The sequence below is a fragment of the Conexibacter stalactiti genome, from assembly GCF_033542075.1.
GTDB classification, from domain to species: Bacteria; Actinomycetota; Thermoleophilia; order Solirubrobacterales; family Solirubrobacteraceae; genus Conexibacter; species Conexibacter stalactiti.
This window is the reverse complement of sequence record NZ_JAWSTH010000028.1, coordinates 1-20837: the sequence shown is the minus strand read 5'-3', so window position 1 is coordinate 20837 and position 20837 is coordinate 1. Positions and strand designations below refer to the sequence as shown.

General features: G+C 72.0%; 24 protein-coding genes, 1 tRNA gene and 1 pseudogene. 16 read left to right on the top strand and 10 right to left on the bottom strand.

Features of this window, described 5'->3' with window-relative positions; all coding sequences use genetic code 11:
- Positions 1-11 precede the first annotated feature (11 nt).
- Positions 12-422 carry a cupredoxin domain-containing protein gene (locus R7226_RS12465; protein ID WP_318597490.1) on the top strand — a complete coding sequence of 137 codons (411 nt, stop codon included), beginning with the start codon at positions 12-14 and terminating at the stop codon, positions 420-422.
- Between the two features lie 14 nt (positions 423-436).
- Here the strand turns inward: R7226_RS12465 and R7226_RS12460 are convergent, their stop codons facing one another.
- Together R7226_RS12460 and R7226_RS12455 are read right to left on the bottom strand one after the other, a co-directional pair.
- On the bottom strand, positions 437-1429 hold the full coding sequence (locus R7226_RS12460; RefSeq protein ID WP_318597489.1) for an NAD-dependent epimerase/dehydratase family protein: 993 nt from the start codon (positions 1427-1429) through the stop codon (positions 437-439).
- Positions 1426-2178, bottom strand: a complete 753-nt coding sequence (locus tag R7226_RS12455) for a sugar phosphate nucleotidyltransferase (RefSeq protein WP_318597487.1) — start codon at positions 2176-2178, stop codon at positions 1426-1428. The genes R7226_RS12460 and R7226_RS12455 overlap by 4 nt, the downstream gene beginning before the upstream one ends.
- A 59-nt stretch (positions 2179-2237) precedes the next feature.
- Between R7226_RS12455 and R7226_RS12450 the strand changes: the two genes are divergently transcribed.
- The 3 genes from R7226_RS12450 (at position 2238) to R7226_RS12440 (ending at position 5399) form a co-directional block, all read left to right on the top strand.
- The gene (locus R7226_RS12450) at positions 2238-3608 is read left to right on the top strand and encodes a phosphomannomutase/phosphoglucomutase (RefSeq protein ID WP_318597486.1); all 1371 of its coding nucleotides are present in this window, start codon (positions 2238-2240) and stop codon (positions 3606-3608) included.
- An 8-nt stretch (positions 3609-3616) separates the two neighbouring features.
- Positions 3617-4654, top strand: coding sequence for an MBL fold metallo-hydrolase (locus tag R7226_RS12445; protein ID WP_318597485.1), 1038 nt, complete (start codon positions 3617-3619; stop codon positions 4652-4654).
- A gap of 61 nt (positions 4655-4715) precedes the next feature.
- Positions 4716-5399, top strand: coding sequence for a methyltransferase domain-containing protein (locus tag R7226_RS12440; protein ID WP_318597484.1), 684 nt, complete (start codon positions 4716-4718; stop codon positions 5397-5399).
- A gap of 7 nt (positions 5400-5406) precedes the next feature.
- Here the strand turns inward: R7226_RS12440 and R7226_RS12435 are convergent, their stop codons facing one another.
- From R7226_RS12435 to R7226_RS12425, 3 genes are all read right to left on the bottom strand, one after another.
- On the bottom strand, positions 5407-6123 hold the full coding sequence (locus R7226_RS12435) for an LOG family protein (RefSeq protein ID WP_318597483.1): 717 nt from the start codon (positions 6121-6123) through the stop codon (positions 5407-5409).
- Complete coding sequence (locus R7226_RS12430) at positions 6111-6884, bottom strand: ATP-binding protein (protein WP_318597482.1); 774 nt, start codon at positions 6882-6884, stop codon at positions 6111-6113. Before R7226_RS12430 ends, R7226_RS12435 begins: the two co-directional genes overlap by 13 nt.
- Positions 6885-7070: 186 nt before the next feature.
- The gene (locus R7226_RS12425; RefSeq protein WP_318597481.1) at positions 7071-7679 is read right to left on the bottom strand and encodes a winged helix-turn-helix transcriptional regulator; all 609 of its coding nucleotides are present in this window, start codon (positions 7677-7679) and stop codon (positions 7071-7073) included.
- A 403-nt stretch (positions 7680-8082) separates the two neighbouring features.
- Here R7226_RS12425 and R7226_RS12420 point away from each other — a divergent pair, with 403 nt between their 5' ends.
- From R7226_RS12420 to R7226_RS12405, 4 genes are all read left to right on the top strand, one after another.
- Positions 8083-8718 carry a TetR/AcrR family transcriptional regulator gene (locus R7226_RS12420; protein WP_318597480.1) on the top strand — a complete coding sequence of 212 codons (636 nt, stop codon included), beginning with the start codon at positions 8083-8085 and terminating at the stop codon, positions 8716-8718.
- Positions 8719-8817: 99 nt separating this feature from the next.
- On the top strand, positions 8818-9507 hold the full coding sequence (locus R7226_RS12415) for a TetR/AcrR family transcriptional regulator (RefSeq protein ID WP_318597479.1): 690 nt from the start codon (positions 8818-8820) through the stop codon (positions 9505-9507).
- A 99-nt stretch (positions 9508-9606) separates the two neighbouring features.
- Positions 9607-10764, top strand: a complete 1158-nt coding sequence (locus R7226_RS12410) for a tetratricopeptide repeat protein (RefSeq protein WP_318597478.1) — start codon at positions 9607-9609, stop codon at positions 10762-10764.
- Positions 10765-10829: 65 nt separating this feature from the next.
- Positions 10830-11222 carry a hypothetical protein gene (locus R7226_RS12405; protein WP_318597477.1) on the top strand — a complete coding sequence of 131 codons (393 nt, stop codon included), beginning with the start codon at positions 10830-10832 and terminating at the stop codon, positions 11220-11222.
- On the opposite strand, the gene pdxT is transcribed toward R7226_RS12405, so the two are convergent.
- Complete coding sequence (pdxT, locus tag R7226_RS12400) at positions 11182-11766, bottom strand: pyridoxal 5'-phosphate synthase glutaminase subunit PdxT (protein ID WP_318597476.1); 585 nt, start codon at positions 11764-11766, stop codon at positions 11182-11184. The two genes, R7226_RS12405 and pdxT, sit on opposite strands and share 41 nt — an antisense overlap.
- 8 nt (positions 11767-11774) lie before the next feature.
- Positions 11775-12659, bottom strand: coding sequence for a pyridoxal 5'-phosphate synthase lyase subunit PdxS (pdxS, locus tag R7226_RS12395; RefSeq protein ID WP_318597475.1), 885 nt, complete (start codon positions 12657-12659; stop codon positions 11775-11777).
- 102 nt (positions 12660-12761) lie between these two features.
- Here pdxS and R7226_RS12390 point away from each other — a divergent pair, with 102 nt between their 5' ends.
- On the top strand, positions 12762-13553 hold the full coding sequence (locus R7226_RS12390) for a thioesterase family protein (RefSeq protein ID WP_318597474.1): 792 nt from the start codon (positions 12762-12764) through the stop codon (positions 13551-13553).
- A 33-nt stretch (positions 13554-13586) separates the two neighbouring features.
- On the opposite strand, the gene R7226_RS12385 is transcribed toward R7226_RS12390, so the two are convergent.
- A complete protein-coding gene (locus R7226_RS12385) occupies positions 13587-14477 on the bottom strand; it encodes a MurR/RpiR family transcriptional regulator (RefSeq protein WP_318597473.1) in 891 nt (296 codons plus the stop codon).
- A 118-nt stretch (positions 14478-14595) separates the two neighbouring features.
- On the opposite strand from R7226_RS12385, the gene rfbC reads away from it, so the two are divergent.
- On the top strand, positions 14596-15144 hold the full coding sequence (gene rfbC, locus R7226_RS12380) for a dTDP-4-dehydrorhamnose 3,5-epimerase (RefSeq protein ID WP_318597472.1): 549 nt from the start codon (positions 14596-14598) through the stop codon (positions 15142-15144).
- A gap of 49 nt (positions 15145-15193) precedes the next feature.
- Here rfbC and R7226_RS12375 read toward each other — a convergent pair whose 3' ends face one another.
- Positions 15194-15346 carry a hypothetical protein gene (locus R7226_RS12375; RefSeq protein WP_318597471.1) on the bottom strand — a complete coding sequence of 51 codons (153 nt, stop codon included), beginning with the start codon at positions 15344-15346 and terminating at the stop codon, positions 15194-15196.
- Positions 15347-15471: 125 nt separating this feature from the next.
- On the opposite strand from R7226_RS12375, the gene R7226_RS12370 reads away from it, so the two are divergent.
- The 6 genes from R7226_RS12370 (at position 15472) to R7226_RS12345 (ending at position 20626) form a co-directional block, all read left to right on the top strand.
- Positions 15472-16497, top strand: coding sequence for a hypothetical protein (locus R7226_RS12370; RefSeq protein ID WP_318597470.1), 1026 nt, complete (start codon positions 15472-15474; stop codon positions 16495-16497).
- Between the two features lie 285 nt (positions 16498-16782).
- Positions 16783-17193 (top strand): CBS domain-containing protein, encoded by a 411-nt coding sequence (locus R7226_RS12365; protein WP_318597469.1) that lies wholly within the window; start codon positions 16783-16785, stop codon positions 17191-17193.
- A gap of 412 nt (positions 17194-17605) precedes the next feature.
- Entirely contained in the window at positions 17606-18232 is a 627-nt protein-coding gene (locus tag R7226_RS12360) for a TetR/AcrR family transcriptional regulator (RefSeq protein WP_318597468.1), read from the top strand.
- 30 nt (positions 18233-18262) lie between these two features.
- A complete protein-coding gene (locus R7226_RS12355) occupies positions 18263-18973 on the top strand; it encodes a TetR/AcrR family transcriptional regulator (RefSeq protein WP_318597467.1) in 711 nt (236 codons plus the stop codon).
- A gap of 44 nt (positions 18974-19017) precedes the next feature.
- Positions 19018-19091, top strand: a tRNA-Ile gene (locus tag R7226_RS12350).
- 113 nt (positions 19092-19204) lie between these two features.
- Complete coding sequence (locus R7226_RS12345; RefSeq protein ID WP_318597466.1) at positions 19205-20626, top strand: FAD/NAD(P)-binding protein; 1422 nt, start codon at positions 19205-19207, stop codon at positions 20624-20626.
- Here the strand turns inward: R7226_RS12345 and R7226_RS12340 are convergent.
- Positions 20623-20837: pseudogene (locus R7226_RS12340) on the bottom strand (hypothetical protein); the annotation flags it as partial. The gene R7226_RS12345 and the pseudogene R7226_RS12340 overlap by 4 nt on opposite strands.

The window sequence follows — 20837 nt, the reverse complement described above, 5'->3', positions numbered from 1 at the left end:
AGTGATCCCCCATGCAGCGCTTCCTCTCTCTCCCCCTCCTGCTCGCCGTCGGCGCCCTCGCGCTGGCCGGCTGCGGCGACGACGACTCCGGCGGCTCCGGCGGCACGACGAGCGCGCCCGCCGAGACGTCGACGACGGCCGGCTCCGACGCGCCCGCGACCAACTCCGGCGACGGCGTCGAGGTCGTCATGAAGGGCATCGCGTACAGCCCCTCGACGATCACCGTCAGAGTCGGCCAGGAGATCACCTGGGTCAACGAGGACGACGTGCTGCACGACGTCGTCTCGACCGACGGCGAGAGAATCGAGTCCGAGCTGTTCCCCAACGGCGAGAGCTTCTCCTTCACGCCGACGAGATCCGGCTCGATCCACTACGTCTGCACCATCCACCCGGGGATGGAAGGCAGCATCACCGTCGAGTAGCGCCCCGGCGCGGTTCAGGCGAGCGCGGCGGGATGCGCGCGGTACCAGGCGACCGTGCGCTCCAGCCCCTCGTCGAGCCCGACCGCCGGCTTCCAGCCGGTCAGCTCACGCAGCTTCGACGGGTCGACGTACTGGCGGTCGATCTCGCCGGCCGGCGTGCCGGCCCCGCGCACGTCGGGCGTCACGTCGGTGCCGGCGACGCGGCAGATCCGCGCGACGACGTCGAGGACCGCGTGCGGAGCGCCGCCGCCGGCGTTGAACGCCTCGCCGCGGGCCCGCTCGGCCCCCGGCGCGGCGTCGGCGTCGCGGTCGAGCGCGTCGGCGAGCTGCAGGTAGGCGGCGACGGCGTCCTCGACGTAGAGGAAGTCGCGCTCCGGCGTGCCGTCGGAGCGGATCACCGGCGCCCGCCCGGCGAGCGCGGCGCCGATCGCCTCCGGCACCAGCCGCGAGCGGTTGAGGTCGCCGCCGCCGTAGAGGTTGGCGAAGCGCGTGACGGCGACCGGCAGCCCGTACGTGTGCCAGTAGGAGCGGGAGATCAGGTCGGTCGCCGCCTTGCTGACGTCGTATGGGAAGCGCGGCTCCAGCGGGTGGTCCTCGCGGTAGGGCAGCGTCGCGCTGGCTCCGTATGCCTTGTCGGATGCGGCGACGACGACGCGCTCGGCGCCGTGCAGCCGGCAGGCCTCCAGCAGCGTCCAGGTGCCGCGCACGTTCGTCTCGAAGGTCGCCAGCGGGGAGCGGTTCGCCGTCCCGACGATCGTCTGCGCCGCGAGGTGGAAGACGGTGTCGACCTCGTACTCGCCGAGCGCCCGTGCGACGAGGCCGGGCTCGTTGAGGTCGCCGTGGACGACGTCGAGCGCCTGCTCCAGCCCGCCGTCGAGCAGCAGCGCGCTGCGCGGCGTGCGGTCGCGCTGGAGCACGACGACGCGGTCGCCGCGCTCTGCCAGCGCTCTCACGAGCCAGGCGCCGAGCAGTCCGTAGCCGCCGGTGACGAAGACCGACCTGCTCACGCGCGCACCGCGGCCGGGACCCACGGCGGACGTCCCGCCGCCCACAGGTCGTTCAGCAGGATCGCGTCCTTGTACGTGTCCATGCAGTCCCAGAACCCCTCGTGTCTGTGCGCGTGCAGCGCGCCGGCGGCGGCCAGCCGCTCCAGCGGCTCGCGCTCCAGCACGCTGTCCTGCTCCAGCACGTCGAGCAGGTCCGGCTCGAAGCAGAAGAAGCCGCCGTTGACCCAGTGCTCGGCGCGCGGCTTCTCGCGGAAGCCGCGCACGCGCCCGTCGGCGTCCAGCTCGGCGACGCCGAACTGCAGCTCCGGGCGCACGACCGTCATCGTCGCCAGCCCGCCCGCGGCGACGTTGGCGGCGTGCGCGGCGAGCAGCGCGCGCAGATCGATGTCGGCGACGCCGTCGGCGTACGTGGCGCAGAAGGGCGCGCCCGCGGGGACGCCGGCGGGATCGAGCAGCGCCTGGCGCACGCGCCCGCCGGTCGGCGTCTCCAAGCCGGTGTCGAGGCAGTTCACCTCGACGCCCGCCGGCCACGGTCCGGCGGCGGCGAAGCGCTCGATCAGCTCGCCCTTGTAGCCGGTGCAGAGCACGAAGCGGCGGAAGCCGTAGGCGCGGTAGAGCTCGATCACGTGCCAGACGATCGGGCGGCCGCCGATCTCGACGAGCGGCTTGGGGATCGACTGCGTGTGCTCCTGCAGTCGTGTGCCGCGTCCCCCGCAGAGGATCACGACGGTCAGCTCGCCCGGCTCCATGGGGGCGAGATCATGTCAAAGCACTTCCGCGCCCGCGCCCCATAGGATGCCCGGTACACATGCGCGAAGTCTCACCGAACATCTTCAAGGCCTACGACATCCGCGGGCTCTACGAGCAGGACATCGACGGCGACGTGGCCGAGCTGATCGGTCGCGCGTTCGCGCATGTCCTCGCCGACCTCAGCGGCAAGAAGGTCACCGACCTGACGGTCGCCCTCGGCCGCGACATGCGGCTCACCGCCCCTGAGCTGGCCGCCCGCTATCGCGACGGTCTCGTCCACGAGGGCGTCACCGTCTTCAACGCCGGTCAGGTCGGCACCGAAATGCTCTACTGGCTCGTCGGCTCTCGTGACCTCGACGGCGGCCTGATGTGCACCGCGTCGCACAACCCGAAGGCGTACACGGGCGCCAAGCTCGTGCGCAAGGGCGCGCTCGCGCTCTCGGGCGACAGCGGCATCCAGGACATCCGCCGTCTGATCGAGACCGGGATCCCCGATCCGCTCGGCGGCGGCGACTGCGACTCGGTCCAGATCTACGACGAGTTCCAGCAGGCGGCGCTGTCGTTCATCGACCCCAGACAGGTGAAGCCGCTGCGGGTCGTCGTCGACGGCGGCAACGGCATGGCCGGACCGATGGTCGGCCCGCTGCTGGAGCAGCTCGGCCTCGACCTCGTCACCTCCTACTGGAGACCGGACGGCAACTTCCCCGACCACGAGCCGAACCCGCTGCTGCCGGAGAACCGCGAGTTCATCATCAGACGCGTGATCGAGGAGAGAGCCGACCTCGGGATCGCCTGGGACGGCGACGCCGACCGCTGCTTCTTCATCGACGACACCGGCCGCTTCGTCGACGGCGACTTCCTCACGGCGCTGCTGGCGCAGTCGCTGCTGGAGAAGGCGCCGGGCGCGACCGTCCTCTACGACGTGCGCGCCAGCCGCGCCGTCCGCGACGTCGTGCGCGCCAGCCACGGCACCGCGCTGATGAACCGCGTCGGCCACGCCTTCTTCAAGACCCGTATGCGAGAGACCGCGGCGATCTTCGGCGGCGAGGTCTCGGGCCACTACTACTTCCAGGACTTCTACTGCGCCGACTCGGGCACGATCCCGGCGCTGCTGGTGCTGGAGCTGCTGTCGAGAACGGGCAAGAGACTGAGCGAGCTGCTGGAGCCGCTGCAGAGCAGATACTTCATCTCGGGCGAGATCAACTCGACCGTCGGTGACGCCGAGGCGATCATGAGAGCGATCGAGCGGCGCTGGTCCGACGGCCGCATCCAGCACCTCGACGGTCTCTCGGTCGACTACGACGACTGGCACTTCAACGTGCGCGCGTCGAACACCGAGCCGCTGCTGCGGCTCAACCTCGAATCGCTCGTCTCGGAGGCCGACATGGAGCGGCGCCGCGACGAGGTCCTCGCGCTGATCCGCGGCTGATCAGCCGGATGGACGGGGAGCTGCTCACAGCGGAGGAGGCGCGCGCCGAGGCGGCGCGCGCCGGCATCCACGAGCTGGCGATCCCGACGCCCTTCCTCGTCGGCAGGGTCAACTGCTGGCTGATCGAGGACGAGCCGCTGACGCTCGTCGACTGCGGACCGAACTCCGGCAAGGCGCTTGACGAGCTGGAGCGGGCGCTGGCGCGCCACGGTCACCGCGTCGAGGACCTCAGACTGATCGTGCTGACCCACCAGCACCTCGACCACATCGGCCTCGTCGACGTGCTCGTGCGCCGCTCCGGCGCGGAGGTCGCGGCGATCGACCGGCTCGGCGCGTACCTCGGCGACTACGTCGCGGCGGCGGAGCTGGACGACGCGTTCGCCGTCGCGCTGATGAACCGCCATGGCATCCCGGCCGACGTCGCGCAGGCGCTGAAAGCGGTCTCGACGGCCTTCCGCGGCTGGGGCAGCGGCGCGGAGCTGACGCGGCCGCTCGCCGACGGCGCGACGCTGAGACTGCGCGACCGCACCTTCGAAGTGCTGCACCGCCCCGGCCACAGCCCGTCGGACACCGTCTTCTGGGATGCCGAGCGGCAGCTGCTGATCGGCGGCGACCACCTGATCAAGCACATCTCCTCCAACCCGCTCGTGGCGCGCCCGCTGCCGCTGCCGGGCGAGCGGCCGAGCGACGAGCGGCCGCACGCGCTGCGCAGCTACCTCGACTCGCTTGCGCAGACGCGCGAGCTGCCGGCGCGGATCGTGCTCTCGGGGCATGGCGAACCGGTGACCGACCACGTCTCGCTGATCGACGAGCGCGCCGTGATGACCGAGCGCCGCGCCCGCAAGATCCTCGGCCTCCTGCAGGAGCGGCCGCTGACGGCCTACGAGCTGGCCCAGCGGATGTGGGGCAACGTCGCCGTGACGCAGGCATTCCTGACGCTGTCCGAGGTGCTCGGGCACGTCGACCTGCTGCGTCGCGACGGCAGCGTGCAGGAGCACGAGCAGGATGGCGTCGTGCGCTTCGAAGCGCTCTCCGCACCGGCCTGAACCTGGTCCTGAAGCTCCCAAACCGGCGCACCGCCCGCACGACCGCTGTAGCGTCAGCCACGTGATCGCGGACTCCCCCGACGCGATGCAGGAGATGCTGGTCTGTGCCTGGTGCGAGCGGCCGCTGCACGGCGCCCTCGGGCCCGCCGGCGTGACGCGCCGCTGCGCTGCGTGCGGGTCGCGCACGGGCGTCTGGCCGGCACTGACGCTGCCGCGGCGGCTCGACGCCGGCCACGCAGGCGACACCGCGCTCGCCGCCGCCGGAACGGGCCTCGACGACGCCGCGCTGTCACGCTGCGCGCTCGCGGCCACGCTGCGCGGTCACGCTCATCGCCGCATCGCCCGGCGGGTCGAGCGAATGGCGCCGCCCGGGCCGGTCCTCAACGTCCACGCCGGCATCGACATCACCGAGCTGGGCGGGCGCTACGCGGCGATCGTCTTCTGGCAGTCGCTCGGCCGCGTCCCGGAGCCGCGGACGGCGCTGGAGCACGCTGCCGCGCTGCTGAAGCCGGCCGGCCTGCTGACCGTCGCCCAGCCGGCTGCGGGGCTGCCGGCGCTGACCGAGCGGCTGCGCGGCGGCGCCGCCGCGTCGGCGCAGCGGGTGCGGATCCCGCAGCAGGCGCTCGTCGAGCGGCTGCGCGCGCTCGGCCTGGAGGTGCTGCACGCCGACCGCGCTGGAACCGGTGTCGCGAGCTGGCCGGCGACCCTGCTCGGCGGCGTCGCCTCGGTGCAGGCGCGGCGCTGACCCGCCGCTAGGCGCCCGCGCGCGCCGGGCCGCACGTCTCCTCGACGCAGGCGACCGCTTCCTCGGCGGTGTCGACGACGACGAACCGCTCCATGTCGTCCAGCGAGATCTTGTCACCGGCCAGCAGCGTGTCGCGCAGCCAGTCGACGAGCGGATCCCAGAAGTCGTGGCCGACGAGCACGACGGGGAAGCTGAGGATCTTGCGCGTCTGGATCAGCGTCAGCGCCTCGAACAGCTCGTCGAGCGTGCCGAAGCCGCCCGGCATCACCACGAACGCACGCGAATAGCGAACGAACATCACCTTGCGCGTGAAGAAGTAGTGGAAGTTCAGCGCGAGGTCGATGTGGTCGTTCTGGCCGGCCTCGAACGGCAGGTCGATCGTGAGGCCGACCGACAGCGCGCCGGCGTCCTGCGCGCCGCGGTTGGCGGCCTCCATCGTGCCCGGGCCGCCGCCGGTGACGACGGCCCAGCCGGCCTCGCCGAGCCTCCGCCCCAGCTCGCGCCCGAGCGCGTACTCGAGATCGTCCTCCGACGTGCGGGCGGAGCCGAACACGGCAACCCCGTTGGTGACGTCGGAGAGCGCCCTGAAGCCCATCTCCAGCTCGCCGCGCATCCGCTCGACGCGCGAGGGGTCGGTCGCGATCTCGAGCTGCTGGTCGAGCAGGTCCTGATCTGGCGTCCAGTCGTGCGGGCGCTGCCGGCGACGGTCCTTCACGACTCCCACGCGTGGGGCCGGTAGCCGACGCGGCTGTCGGGCCCCATCAGCAGCTGCGGGTCGCCGCACATCTCCACCAGCCGCGAGAAGTTCCGCTCGGTGATGTGTCTGGCGAGCCAGCGCGGGTCCATCGCGTCGGAGCCCTCTTCGGCGTCTCCGGTCAGGTCGCAGGTGAAGACGATCGACTTCTCGTTCTCGTAGCGGCCGTTGATGATGTTGTACAGCTGCTCCAGCACCCAGTCGGTCGGGCGCGCGACGGCGAGGTCCTCGACGTGCAGGAGCTCGACCGAGGTGAGGCGGTCGATCAGGTCCAGCGTACTGCCGGAGTCCTCGTCGCCGTAGGTGCGGCGGATCTCGTCGAGCAGCCGCGGGCCCGTGTAGATCGCGACCGAGCGGTTGGCCGCGAGCGCCGCCTGCGAGATCAGGTAGGCGAGGTGGCTCTTGCCCGTGCCCGGGCTGCCGAGGAACCACATCCCCTCGCCTCTGTCGAGCATCTCGTCGACGCGCTCGCTGTAGCGCCGCACGGCGCGCACGACGTCCGGCGCGGTGCGCGCGATCGACGGCACTGGCTCGCGTTCGAAGCCGATGTTGCGGAAGCGCTTGGGGATCTCGCGCGAGAGCCGTCTGGAGCGGCGGCGCTGAACCTGCTCTGGCCAGCAGCGGCAACGGTAGGTCTCGTTCGCTTCCCAGTCGACGACCATGCCACTGCCGTCGCAGAGACCGTAGGTGCACGGCTTGAGGGGAGCGCTGCGAGTCGGTTCGACGGCCACGGGCTCAGTGAATCACACGCGCCGCCCGGCGCCTCACGCGCCGCGCGCGCTGCGGGCCCGCGGCGAGGCGCGGCGAGCCGCACGCGCGCGTGGTCGGCGCGCTTCGAGGGGCGGCGCGGAGGTCTCCCCAAAGACCTCCGCGCCGTCGCGCCTCGTCCCCCGTGCGCGGCCGGCGCGACGGCCGCGCTACTGCAACTCCGAACGTGGCGTCTGGAAGCTGGCGAGGAACAGCTCGGCCAGCTGCGCGTCGCCGCTGATGCGCAGGTCGGCGCAGGCCTGGTCAGGCCCGAACGCGCGCGCCCACGCGCCCGGCGTCGCCTTGATCACCGCGTCCGCGCGCTGCGCCGGTCTGTGCGTGACGGCCGCCTCGCCGTCGCTCAGCGCGACGGTGTAGAGGTCGAGCGCGACCTCTAGGTCGTCCTCGACGATCAGCTCCACCTCGCCGTCGACGCCGGTGGGCGGCGCGACGACGCAGCCCGCCAGCCGGAAGAGCGCGGTCACGTCGACCCACTCGTCGGCGTTCGGCGGCGACCACGCCCAGCGCATCGCCCAGCGGACGACCGGACCGAGGATCGCGAGCAGGTCGCGACCGGCGTCGGTCAGGTCGAACTCGACCCGCGGCGGCACCTCGGCGAAGCGCTCACGCGTGATGAGCCCCTCGGTCGCCATCCGGTTCAGGCGCTGCTCCAGCGCACCGGTCGACAGGCCCGGAAAGGCGCGCTGAAGCTCGGACAGGCGTTTGGGCCCGAACGCCAGCTCGCGCACGATCAACAACATCCAACGGTCCCCGATCACCCCCAGAGCACGAGCGTCCGGCGACCACTGCCGCCGTCGTCTGATGCCCGACAGTTCGCATGGCTGCACGACTGATCCCCTCTCGTCAGCTCAACGCGACGCCGGCGCACCCGTGGATGGACGGGCACGCCTCTTCAGCCGACCAGTGACGGGCTTGCACCCCCAAGCCCAGTGCCGGTCTGAAACACCAGCGTCCCCTAGAAACCTACATGACTCTCATTGTCATGTCCACTCGCTGAACGCCTGGCTGAACAGCCAGAAATGCCAGCTGTGACGGAGAGAAACGGTCGAGATCTGTCTGATTGCTAAAGCGATCTTGCACATTCAGCGGCGCATTCGCCCAGCGATCAGCGGCCCGCATCGGATATTGTAAACGCGCACGTATTTGTACGTCGGAGACACCATGACCGGGGCGGACGAGAGCGGGGAAGGCGACGGCGGGACGGCGGCGCGGCAGTTTCTGCCGGCCTCGCAGCGCGAGCGGCTGATCGACGCGATGGCGACGACCGTCGCCGAGCAGGGCTACATCGCCACCTCGGTCGCTGACGTGCTGCGCGCCGCGCGCATCTCGCGCCGCACCTTCTACGAGAGATTCGCCGACAAGGAAGACTGCTTCCTCGCCGCCTACGACCTGATGGTCGAGCTGTGCCTCGGTCGCGTGACCGACGCCTTCGACGCCGCCGAGACGTGGAGCGAGGGGATCGAGGAAGCGCTCGACGCACTGCTGGAGCTGCTAGCCGCCGAACCTGCCTTCGCCCGCCTCTGCGTCGTCGAGGTGCTCGCCGCGGGTCCGCGCGGCCTCGCCCGTCGCGACGCGACGATGCAACGCTTCGCCGCCTTCATCCATGCCGGTCGCGGACAGCTCGGCGGTAGCGCCGAACCGCCCCCCGAGCTGGTCGCCCAAGCGATCGTCGGCGGCATCTACGAACTGCTCTACTCGCACATCGTCCGGGGCGAGTACGGGCGCCTCCCGCAGCTGAGCGACGAGCTGCTGCATTACACCTTCATGCTGCTCGGAACGCCCCGGCGTCCGGTCTGACCCCAGCGCACGGGGCCTCCGCGACCGGCGTCGGAAACGCCGGGAGGTTGTGTTAACTTCTCGCGCTGACGTGCAATGGGTCAGGTGAAGGAGCAGGACATGGATTGGACACCGGCCCAGCTCCCCAGCGGTCGCCACGGGCTGCCGCGGGAGTACGTGGTCAACTCGCAGCGATCACGCCTGCTGGGCGCGGCGGTGCTGATAGCGGGCTCTGAGGGGTACGCCGGCATGACCGTCAGCGCGGTCATCTCCAGAGCCGGGGTCTCGCGCAAGACCTTCTACGAGTTCTTCCAGGACCGCGAGGACATCTTCCTCGCGGCCTTCGACCAGCTGCTCGACCACGCGCTCGACGGCGCGCGCGCCGCCTACGAGACCGGCGGCTCGTGGCCAGAGCGCCTGCACGCCGTCCTCGACGCGGGCCTCAGAGCGCTCGCCGCCAACCCGCATGAGGCGAGCGTCGGCTTCGTCGAAGTGCTCGCCGCCGGGCCGCGCGCGCTGCAGCGGCGCGACGGCGCGCTGCGCGAGTTCATGCAGTTCCTCTCCCCCGGCTACGAGGCGGCCGGCGACGAGGCGCCGATCCCGCCGCTGATGCCCGAGGCGATCGTCGGCGCCGTCTACGAGATCATCTACGCGCGTGTGCTGCAGGAGAGCACGGCAGAGCTGCCGGAGCTGCTGCCGCAGCTGCTGTTCTGCGCGCTGGCGCCGTTTCTCGGCCCGCGCGCGGCCGCTGAGCAGGCCGCTGCGATGCCTCCCCGCGAGGAGACGGAGCGCGAGCGCGCGAGCGCGTGAACGCCCGCGCGGCAGAAGTTCGCTGGACACCGCGCCTTCGCGCGGTCAGGATGGGCGTGAGGGGCGCACGGGGGCAGCAACGGGGCACAGGGGGTGCTGATGTCGGCCGCAGAGTGGATGGCAGCAGACGGGGCGCTGGACAGCGGTGGCGTCGCCGTGATCTTCAGCCGTGCGCTGCGCGACCGCGCGCGCGGCCGCGCGGTCGTCGCGTGCGAGTCGTGGGCGCAGCTCGAGCTGGCCGCACGTGAGGCCGGCGCGCTCCACCTCGCCGTCCAGGCCGGTGCCGAGCGCTCGCTGACGCTGACCTGGATGGGCGCGCTGTCGGTCGCCGGCGTGCTCTGCGAGCAGCTGCTGGAGGAGCTGGAGCAGCTCGAGCGCGACTCCACCGTGCTCGACCCTCCCCCGCTCTCCGCTGCCGTCATCAACGGCTGGGCCGGCGCCTGGTTCTCCGTCAGCGGCCTGCACCGGCTGCGCGCCGAGCAGCTCCGCCGTGCCGGCGACTACGCGGGGGCGCTGGAAGAGCTGGAGGAGGCCAACCGCAGCCCCGACCAGCGGCCGCAGGAGGCGCTGCCGCTGTGGGGGCGCGTGATCCTGTCAGAGTCGCTGCGCCTCGCGGGCGACTTCGAGGGCGCCTACGAGGTCGCCGCGGCCGCCGCCCGCCGCGCCCGTCGCGGCGGCGGCGTACATCCATGGGTCGCCGTGACGGCCGATCGCGCGGTCGCCCGCGCCCAGCTCGCGCTCGGCGAGCTCGACGACGCGCTCGCGCGCTTCCACGCGATGGCGGCCCGCCGCGACCACCGCAACGCCGACGGCGAGGTCGCCTGCCACTTGGGGATCGGCGAGACGCTGCGGCGCCAAGGCAGGCTGGCGGAGGCCGAGAGCCACCTGCTGCGCGCGAGCGCCGACGCGCTGCGCCACGGCCACGTCGTCGGCTGGATCCACGCGCAGCTCGGGATCGCCGAGCTGGAGCGGGCGTGCGGCGTCGACGCGCGCGCGATCTCGGCGCGGATCGACGACGTGCGCGGCCGCCTGCTGCTCGGCGAGCATCCCTGGCTGCGGGTGCGCACCTTCGTGCTCGGCGCGCTCAGCGGCGGCGGCGCGCGCGCCGACCTGCTGCTCGACCGCGCCGAGGAGGAGCTGCCGCGCTTCCACCGCCGCAGCTGCGACCTCGAGCTGGAGCGGGAGCTGGTCGAACGGTGCCGGATCGCCGTCTCGGGCGGTGAGCCGATGGGGCCGATCGAGCTGGACTTCCTGTGAGCCGAGGGCGCGCGCACGCGCCATCCGACTGTGCACCCCGTTTGCGAAACGGGTACACATAGTCCATGGCGACGGCTCTCAAGCTGACCCTCGCGCTGGTGCTGATCGGGTCGCTGCTGCTCGCATACCTCGCGCCGCCACCGGCCAGAGCGGTCGATCTGCGCGTACGCGGGGCGATGGTCGCGATCGGACTGCTCTGCTACGGCATCGCGGCGCTGGCGCTCGTCTCCGGCTCAGTCGTCGCCGGCGTGCTGGCGCTGACGGTCGCCAGCGAACTGGTCTGCGCCGCCGGCTGGCTCGGCCGCGGCGACTCCCCCGGGACCGACGAGGACGAGGGAGGCGGTGGCGGAGGCGGCGGAGGCCGCGGCCCCAAGCCTCCCCCGCTCGATTGGGACTGGGACGCGTTCGAGGCTTCGTTCAGGCGCTACGCGCGCGACCGCGATCGCCAGCCGATCTGATCAGCGCGAGGAAGCGCTCGTGCAGGCGCGTCTCGCCGCTCAGCTCCGGGTGGAATGAGATCGCCAGCAGGCTCCCCTGCTGAACGGCGACGGGGTGGCCGTCGACAGCGGCGAGCACCTCGACCTGCTCGCCGCGCTCCGCCACCCACGGCGCGCGGATGAAGATCGCCCGCACCGGCGGGCCGTCGACGCCCGCGATCTCCAGGTCCTCCTCGAACGAGTGGACCTGGCGGCCGAAGGCGTTGCGGGTCGCGAGCACGTCCATGATCCCGAGGTGGTCGCGGTCGAGCATGATCAGTCCAGCGCAGGTGCCGAACACCGGTGCGCCGGAGGCGGCGAAGGCCCGCAGCGGATCGCCGAGGCCCTCGCGCTCGATCCCGAGCGTCATCGTCGTCGACTCGCCGCCCGGGATCACGAGACCGTCGAGGTCATCGAGGTCCGCCGGGACGCGGACCTCGCGCACCTCGGCGCCGAGACCGCGCAGCATCGCGGCGTGCGCCGCGAAGTCGCCCTGCAGCGCCAGGACGCCGACGAGGGCGCTCAAGCGGTCCTCTACCAACCGCGCTGCGACAGGAGCTGCTCGGACTCGAGCTTCGAGGTCTCGAGGCTGAACATCGCCTGGCCGAGACCGGTCGACGCCGCCGCGACGCGTTCGGCGTCGGCGAAGTGCGTCGTCGCCTCGACGATCGCGCGGGCACGGTGCTCCGGGTTCTCCGACTTGAAGATGCCGGAGCCGACGAAGGTGCCCTCGGCGCCCAGCTGCATCATCAGCGAGGCATCGGCCGGGGTCGCGATGCCGCCGGCGCAGAACAGCACGACGGGCAGCTTGCCGTTGGCGGCGACCGAGCGGACGAGGTCCAGCGGCGACTGCAGGTCCTTGGCGGCGGTCGCCAGCTCGGCGTCGTCGAGTCCCTGGAGGCGCTTGATCTCACCCTTGATCTTGCGCATGTGGCGCACGGCCTCGACGATGTCGCCGGTGCCGGCCTCGCCCTTGGAGCGGATCATCGCCGCACCCTCGCCGATCCGCCGCAGCGCCTCGCCGAGGTTGGTCGCGCCGCAGACGAACGGGACCTTGAACGCCCACTTGTCGATGTGGTGCGTCTCGTCGGCGGGCGTCAGCACCTCCGACTCGTCGATGTAGTCGATCTCGAGCGACTCGAGCACCTGCGCCTCGGCGAAGTGGCCGATGCGGGCCTTCGCCATCACGGGGATGGTGACGGCCTCCTGGATGCCCTTGATCATCTCGGGATCGGACATGCGAGCGACGCCGCCGTCGCGCCGGATGTCGGCCGGGACGCGCTCCAGCGCCATCACGGCGCAGGCGCCTGCGGCCTCGGCGATTCTCGCCTGCTCGGGGGTGACCACATCCATGATCACGCCGCCCTTGAGCATCTCGGCGAGGCCGGCCTTGACAGTGAACGTTGCTTCGTCGCGCATTGCTCGGAATATAGCTGCGACCCTCGGCCAGAGGCATTCCGCCAGCGTCCAACGCGGACTGCCTCGACGCACCGCCGTGGAGCACCGCTAGCATCGCCGGCCGTGTCCGACGCAGCGATCTTCCTGCCACGGGGCGACGGCCGCTACCAGCCGACCGAGCTGGCACGCGGTCCGTGGGATCCCGGCGCGCAGCACGGCGGTGCTCCCGGCGGCCTGCTCGCGGGCGCGCTGGAGCTCATTCCCAGCGACGTGCCGATGGCCGTCGTCCGCCTGACCTACGAGTTCATACGGCCGGTGCCGCTGACCGAGCTGCGGGTGGAGACGCGGATCGCGCGCCCGGGCGGCCGCGTCCAGCTCGTCGAGGCGCTGCTGCACGCCGGCGAGACGGTCGTCTGCCGCGCCGTCGCGCTGCGGGTTCGCACGGCCGGCGTCGCGGCGCCGGAGGGGATCGACCCCGCGCCGCGGGTGCCGGGGCCGGAGCAGAGCGACCCCGTGCGGATGGCGCTGTTCGAGCAAGGGCCGACGATGTTCGCGCGCGACGGCATGGAGGTGCGGATGGCGCGCGGCCTCTTCGACGAGGTCGGCCCGGCGGTCGCCTGGTTCCGCCTGCGCGCGCCGCTGGTCGCGGGTGAGCCGACCAGCCCGCTGCAGCGGCTCGTCTCCGCCGCCGACTTCGGCAACGGCATCAGCGCGGCGGTGCCGTGGAGCAGCCACCTCTTCATCAACCCGGACCTGACCGTCTACGTCGAGCGGCTGCCCGACGGCGAGTGGGTCGGCCTCGACGCGAAGACGCGGATCGGCTCCGCTGGGGCGGGCCTGGCGGAGAGCGTGCTGTTCGACGTCCGCGGACGGCTCGGCCGCGGGCTGCAGGGTCTGTACGTCGCCGAGCGCTGAGCGCGAGCCTGCGCAGGCCCGGCGACGTGAGGACTACTTCAGCCGGTAGGCCTTGATGCGCATGTCGTACTGCTGCGCATCGCGCGAGTAGACGCCGTACGCCAGCGCCTGGATCAACGACAGCAGCGCCGTGTGCGAGCGCACGTAGGCGGGGCTGTTGGAGGAGTAGTAGAGCCGCACCCGCGCCAGCCGAGCGACCTCGGAGAGCGTCGCGTCGGTGATCGCGATCGTCGGCGCTCTGCGATGACGCGCGAGCTTCATCGTGCGCGCGATCAGCGGATGCGGGCGACCGGCGGAGAGGCCGATCACGAGCGTCGTCTCATCGATCCGCGAGAGCCGGCCGAGCGCCTCCTGAGAGGGGCTGGCGACGACCTCGGCACGGATGTCGAGCAGCGACAGCAGGTGCCGCAGATAGCTGGCGAAGAAGGCCATCTGGTCGGTGCCGGCGATCAGCACCTTGCCGGCGGTCGCGATCGCCTCGATCGCCGCCTCGACCTCGCTGCGCGAGAGCTTGCGCGCGGTCTCCTCGACGTTGACGTGGTCGGTCGCGAGCGCCGTCTCGTACTCGGTCTGGTCGAGCGAGAAGAGCGGCGCGGCGGCGGCCGCGTCGGCCGCCGGCACGCTGCCGGCGCCGGCAGGACGGCGACGGTACTCGTCGCGCGCCGCCTGCTGCAGCTCCGGGAAGCCCTCGAAGCCGAGCGCCTGCGAGAAGCGCACGACGGTGCTCGACGACGTGGACGCGCGGCGGGCCAGCTCCTCGGCCGTCTGGAAGGCGGCTTCGTCGAGGTGGTCGACGATGTACTGCGCGACATCCTTCTGAGAGCGCGAGAACTCGTCGAAGCGGGCGGTGATGTAGTCGGAGAGCGCTTGGTGGCCGTGCGGTGGCGGCGGCGCTGTGGGAGTCGTGGCGGTGGCTCGCTTCATAGGCAGCGAAGGTTTCGACGCACGCCGGGCCGCTCCTGCACGATGTGCGCTCACCGACCTCTCCGCGCGCGCTCCCGCGGCGCCGGTCCAGGACGACAGTCTCTAAGCTGGCCGGCCGATGCAGACGATTCCCACAAAGCTCTCCGGCCTGCGGCTGCTGGAGCCGCGCGTCTTCGGCGACCACCGCGGCTTCTTCGCGGAAACGTTCCGCGCCGACGCGTGGGCGGCGGCCGGCGTCGACGTCGAGTTCGTGCAGGACAACCACTCGCGCTCGCACCGCGGCACGCTGCGCGGCATGCACTTCCAGACCTCCCCCGGCCAGGCGAAGCTGATCCGCTGCTCGCGCGGCTCGATCGTCGACGTCGTCGTCGACCTGCGCAGAGCGTCGCCGACCTTCGGCGAGTGGGAGGCGGTCGTGCTCGACGACGAGACGATGCGCCAGCTGTTCGTGCCGGTCGGCTTCGCGCACGGCTTCATCGTCACGAGCGAGGTCGCCGACGTCGCCTACAAGTGCTCGAACTACTACGACGCGGCGACGGAGTCCGGCATCGCCTATGACGATCCCGAGGTCGGGATCGAGTGGCCGGCCGGTGTCGAGCCGATCGTCTCCGAGCGCGACGCGAACGCCCCGCGGCTGTCCGACGTGGCCGGCACGCTGCCCTTCTGAGCTGCGAGAAAGGCCGGCGGCGACGCCGCCGGCCGATGCGATGAGGCGGTCAGCCCTCGATCGGGGCGTTGCGCAGCTCTGCGTTCTGCGCGCGCTCGCCGGCGACCTGCGCGACGGCGTAGACGATCAGGACGTTCGCGACGACGCCGATCCCGAGGAAGGTGATCAGCAGCGCGATCGTGTAACTGGTGGCGGTGGACATCGCAAACGTCAACATGTGCAGGAGCTTATCCCACGACTGCGCGCGCATGCGCCGTGGCCGCACGCGTGGGCGGCGTTCACACGCTGGTGGCGAACACGCCGGAGCGATCGGGTAGCGTGTGACCGATGGAGTCCTCGCCCGAGCGCCCCTGCCCGAGCTGTTCGGCGCCCGCCCAGGAGAACCAGCGCTGGTGCCTCGAATGCGGGGCTGAGCTGCCGCAGACCTCGCGTCGCTCGACGCTGAAGCCGGTCGTCGGCATCGCCACCACGCTGACCGTGCTCGTCGGCGCCGCCTCGGCCGCCGGCTTCACGTTGCTGCAGGACGGCAAGCAGCCGCCGCCGCCGGCGACGACGGTCGCGCAGCAGCCGCCGCCGGTCACGACCCCCTCGGTCGAGACGCCTCCGCCCGCTGACACAACGCTGCCCGACACGAGCGACGACCTGACGCTTCCCGACAGCAGCGCCGACAGAACCGGCGGCGGTGGCGGAGGTGGCGGGATCGGCTCCGGCGGAGGTGGCACCTCCACCCCGCCCGTCGACAACACCGTCCCGGACTACTCCGACGACGTCGACACCTCGACGCCGAACCCGCCGCCGCCCGACGACTCCGACGAGGACGTCGACAGCGATGACGGCAGCGTCACCGACGACAGCGGCGACGAGAGAGCGACCGAGAGAAGACCGGCGCAGCCGAGACTGAGAGAGACCAACATCGCGCTCGGCGCGGTCGCCGTCCCCTACGCCCCGTACGCGAGCGGCGACGAGGATCTCGGTGACGCCGGCGCGATCGTCGACGGCTCGACCTCGACGTCGTGGAGAACGCCCGTCTTCGAGGATCCCGCGGCTCATCCCCAGCTCGGCGTCTACGTCGACCTGGCCGGCGCGGAGAGACTGACCAAGCTGGTGCTGAGCACCCCGACGCCGGGGATGTCGTTCGAGGTCTACACGGCCAGAAGCGGTCCGCCGAAGTCGATCACCGCCGCCGGCTGGTCGCACGTCGCGACGAAGACCAACTCGCCCGGCAAGACGACGATCGAGCTGCCGGCCGGGACGACCGCGCGGTTCGTGCTGATCTGGGTCACCGGGCTGCCCGCCGGGTCAGACCACGCGGCGATCAGCGAGCTGCAGATCTTCTCCAAGCAGCCCGTGTAAGCGCGGGCGCGCCGTCTTCGCGGGCCGGCGAGCCCGTGGCGCCTGGGCGCGCCCATCTCACCACTGAACAGTTCGAGACGGTTGCCACTTGAACGTGAGCGTCTTGACTGACAAGCTGATCTCTCCCATCCGCACGATTCCTGGAGGAGGTCGCGTCAACCGGCCGGTCCGCCGTTTGGCGGGTGTGCCAGCAGGCAAAGGTGGGGACCTTTGCGTTCAGAACCTGCTGTGACACCGCCAAGTTCGTGCAAGTGCAATTGGGGGGCGCAATACAGGAGGAGCAGTATGTGCAAGACGGCACGGGAGTTCGTCACCGGCATCGGTGAGTGCGTCAGCGAGTACGAGACGGTGCTCGAAGGCGCGAGAAAGCTTGCCGCGTTCGGGGTCGAGGCGCTCCCGATCTGCGGAGACGACCGCAACGTCGTCGGCATGTTGTCCGAGCGCGACGTGGTCCGCGTCGTCGCCGAGCGCCGCGACCCCGACTCGGTGCGGATCGGGCTGCTCGCCCACCGCGTCTCCGTCGTCGACGCCAACGCGCCGCTCAGCGATGTGTGGACGACGCTCGTCGAGGGCGACCTTGACAGCGCACCGGTGACCGACGAGGGCCGTCTGATCGGAATGCTGCGACGCACCGATCTGCCGGAGCGGTCGGCCGTCGGGGATGCCGGGCTCGCCCGCGAGATCGCGCGCGTCTGAGCCCGACCCGACGGTCAGGAGAGTTGGCACGGCGCCCCGCTGGTCGGGGCGCTGTCAGTTAAATGACGCGGCCGGGGCGGATCCCATCCGCACGCCCCGGCCGCGTCGAGCGTGAGGCTGGCACGTAGCCTCACACCGGGTGTTCCCGGGGGAGGGAACCCTGCGGGCGCACAGCGCTCGGACGAGAGGTACCGAGGTGTCGTACGCCCGCACGACTCCGTCGTGTCGCTTTGCATGGCCCCGTGCCGCCGATGCGCAGAAAAACTATAAACGTCTCCGTCTTCTGTTGTCAACGCGCTGCACAGCGGCTACTGTCGGCCTCGTGGGACCACAGCTCGATCCCCTGCCGGCGGTGCCGTCACCTCCGCTCCGCTTTACGGCGCAATCGCGTCGCGAGCGACTGATCGCGGCGATGGCGCATGTCGTCGCCGAGGACGGCTATCGCGCGGCATCGGTCAGCAAGGTGGTCGCGGGCGCGGGCGTCTCGCGCAACAGCTTCTACGAGCACTTCGCGAACAAGGAGGAGTGCTTCCTTGCGGCGTACGACGCGACCGTCGAGCGGGTGATGGCGCGCGTGCGGACCGCAACGCTGCCGACCAGCTCGCGTCGCGCCGCGCTCGAGGCCGGCTTCGCCGCCTTCCTCGGCTTCGCAGCGGCGGAGCCGGATCTGGCGTGGCTGTGCGTCGTCGAGGTGCTCGCGGCCGGGCCGCGCGCGCTCGCGCGCCGGGATGAGGCGATGCGCCGCTTCGCCCTCTTCCTCGAGGAGAGTCGCAGCGACGACGACCGGCCGGCCGTCCCGCACGTGATGACGGAGGTCGTCGTCGGCGGGATCTACGAGGTGATCTACGCGCGGATCCTCAACCGCCAGGCGGCGACGCTGCCGGAGCTGGTCCCAGACGTGCTGTACGTGTGGCTGGTGCCGTTCATCGGCGTCACCCGCGCCGCCGCCGCGCGAGCGGCCGCGGCGCGGCGGATCGCGCCCGCCGCCGGCCCGCTGCTGGCCGTCGCACCCGACCTCGGACGAACGGGCAGGACATAGATGTTTTCAGAGCGTGTCTATGGTCGCCAGGTGGCCGCAGCCTCAGATCGATCACCGCAGCGCCTTCCGCGCGGCCGTCACGGGCTTCCGCGCCGCTTCATCGTCCACAACCAGCGGGAGCGGATGCTGCTCGCGGTCGCCGAGGCGGTCGCCGAGCAGGGCTACGCCAACACGACCGTCGCGGACATCATCGCCCGCGCCCGTCTCTCGCGCCGCACCTTCTACGAGCACTTCACCGACAAGGAGGAGTGCTTCCTCGCCGCCTACGACACCGTCGTCGAGCAGATGCTCACGGGCGTCGGGCACGCGTACGAGCACGCCGGCAGAGAGTGGACCAGCCGCGTCCACGACGGTCTGGAGGCGTTCGTCAACTATCTCGTCGACGAGCCGGCGTTCGCACGCATGTGCATCGTCGAGGTCGTCGCCGCGGGCCCGGAGGCGCGCGGTCGGCGCGATGCGGCGATGCGCGTCTTCGTCGACTTCCTGGAGCCGGGCAGAGAGCAGGCGCCGAGAGACGTCGTCGTGCCGGAGCTGGCGGCCGACATAGTCGTCGGCGGGATCTACGAGATCATCTACACGCGCCTGCTGCGCAACTCGGCGGAGGAGCTGATCGAGATGCTCCCCCAGCTCGTCTACTGCGCGCTGGTGCCGTTCGTCGGCCACAGAGCGGCCGACAGAGCGGTGCGCGAGAACGAGGCGCGCCGCGCCGCGGAGGCTGGCTCCAGCTCCGAGGACAGTTGAACAGTGTCGGCGCCGGCCCGCTCTGGTAGCGTCGCTTCCTGCAGGGCCCAGTAGCTCAGTTGGTTAGAGCAGCAGACTCATAATCTGTTGGTCCTAGGTTCGAGTCCTAGCTGGGCCACCTTCCACGAAGGCCCCGCCACGGCGGGGCTTTCGTCGTTCTTGGGCCGCTGGCGACGGCGCGCGGGGTGACCAAGAGTGCCCCTAGCCGATCCATTTGATCTACTTTGGGTCGTGCTCGCTCCCTCCACCCCGTACCGCGTCGTCGTCATCGGTGCGGGGTTCGCCGGCTCGGCGACCGCCGTCCAACTGCTGCGCGCGTGGCAGGGCGGGCCGTTGGAGCTGACGTTGCTGGAGCGGACGCGCGACTTCGGGCCCGGCGTCGCCTTCTCGACCCCTGATCCGCGTCACCTGCTGAACGTCACCGCCGCCGGGATGAGCGCGCTGCCGGACGCGCCGCGCGACTTCCTCGACTGGCTGCACGCGCGCGACGCGACCGCCCATGCCGGCACGTTCGCGCCGCGGCTCGCCTACGGCGCGTACCTGCGCGAGCTGCTGGCCGGAGCCGCCGCCCGGCTTCCGGGAGTCGTGACCTTCCAGCGCCGCGACGACGAGGCGCTGCGGATCGTCGACGGCAGAGACGAGCGCCCGGCGACGGTCGTGACGCGTGCCAGCGGCGAGCTGACGGCCGACGCCGTCGTCGTCGCGGTCGGCGTCAACCGGCCGCGCACTCCCCCGGGCGCCGCCGACGGCCTGCTCGACCACCCCGGCTACGTCGCCGACCCCTGGGACCACGCGCGGATCGCCGCGCTCGCGCGCCACGAGCGGGTGCTGATCGTCGGCAGCGGGCTGACGATGGTCGACGTCGCGGTCACGCTCGGCGGCGAGCACGACGAATCGCCGGAGCTGATCGCGCTCTCGCGCCGCGGTGTGCTGCCGCGCGCCCACCGCTCCACCCCGCCCGCGCACGTGACGCAGTTCCGCCCGCCGCTGGGCCCGCTGACCGCCGACCGCCTCGCGGCGCACGTCGAGGCGGCCGCGCTCGCCGAAGTCGCCGCCGGCGGCGACTGGCGCTCCGCGATCGACGGCGTGCGACCGCACACGCAGGCGCTGTGGCAAGCGCTGCCGCTCGGCGAGCAGGCGCGCTTCCTCGCCCGCCACGCGCGCCGCTGGGAGATCCACCGCCACCGCATGGCGCCCGGCGTCGCCGCGCGCGTGCGCGAGCTGCGCGACAGCGGCCGGCTGTCGCTGCGCGCGGGCTCGCTGCAGCGGATCGAGCCGCTCTCCGACGACGCGATCGAGGTCGCCTACCGCACCGAGACCGGCGTCGAGCAGCTGCAGGTCGGCGCCGTCGTCAACTGCACCGGCCCCGACCCGGCGCCCGGCGCCGACGGCGACCCGCTGCTCTCCAGCCTGATCGAGGACAGGCTCGGCCGCGCCGGGCCGCTCGGGCTGGGACTCGACTGCGGGCCCGACGGCGAGCTGCGCGACTGCGACGGCCACCCCTCCACCCGACTCTTCACGCTCGGCGCGCTGCGGCGCGGCCAGCTGTGGGAGACGACCGCGGTGCCCGAGATCCGCTGCCAGGCGGCCGACCTCGGCCGCCTGCTGGCGGTGCGCGGCGCCGCCGTCTCCGCGCAGCGCGCGGTCGCCTAGCGGGCGAGACGCCGCGCGAGGGCGGCGGTCGGCGCCAACGTGAGCGTCACCTCGGCGCCGTCGCTGCTGGTCGTCGCCGCGCTGCCGCCCGGCAGCGTCCAGGAGCCGGCAGTGCCGGCCGGCTTGGCGTCGCGCGCGCCGCGCAGCCCGCCGCCGAGCGCCGCCGGCACCGCGCCGGCCCCCGCGCGCGGGTCGAGCCGCAGCAGGTCGG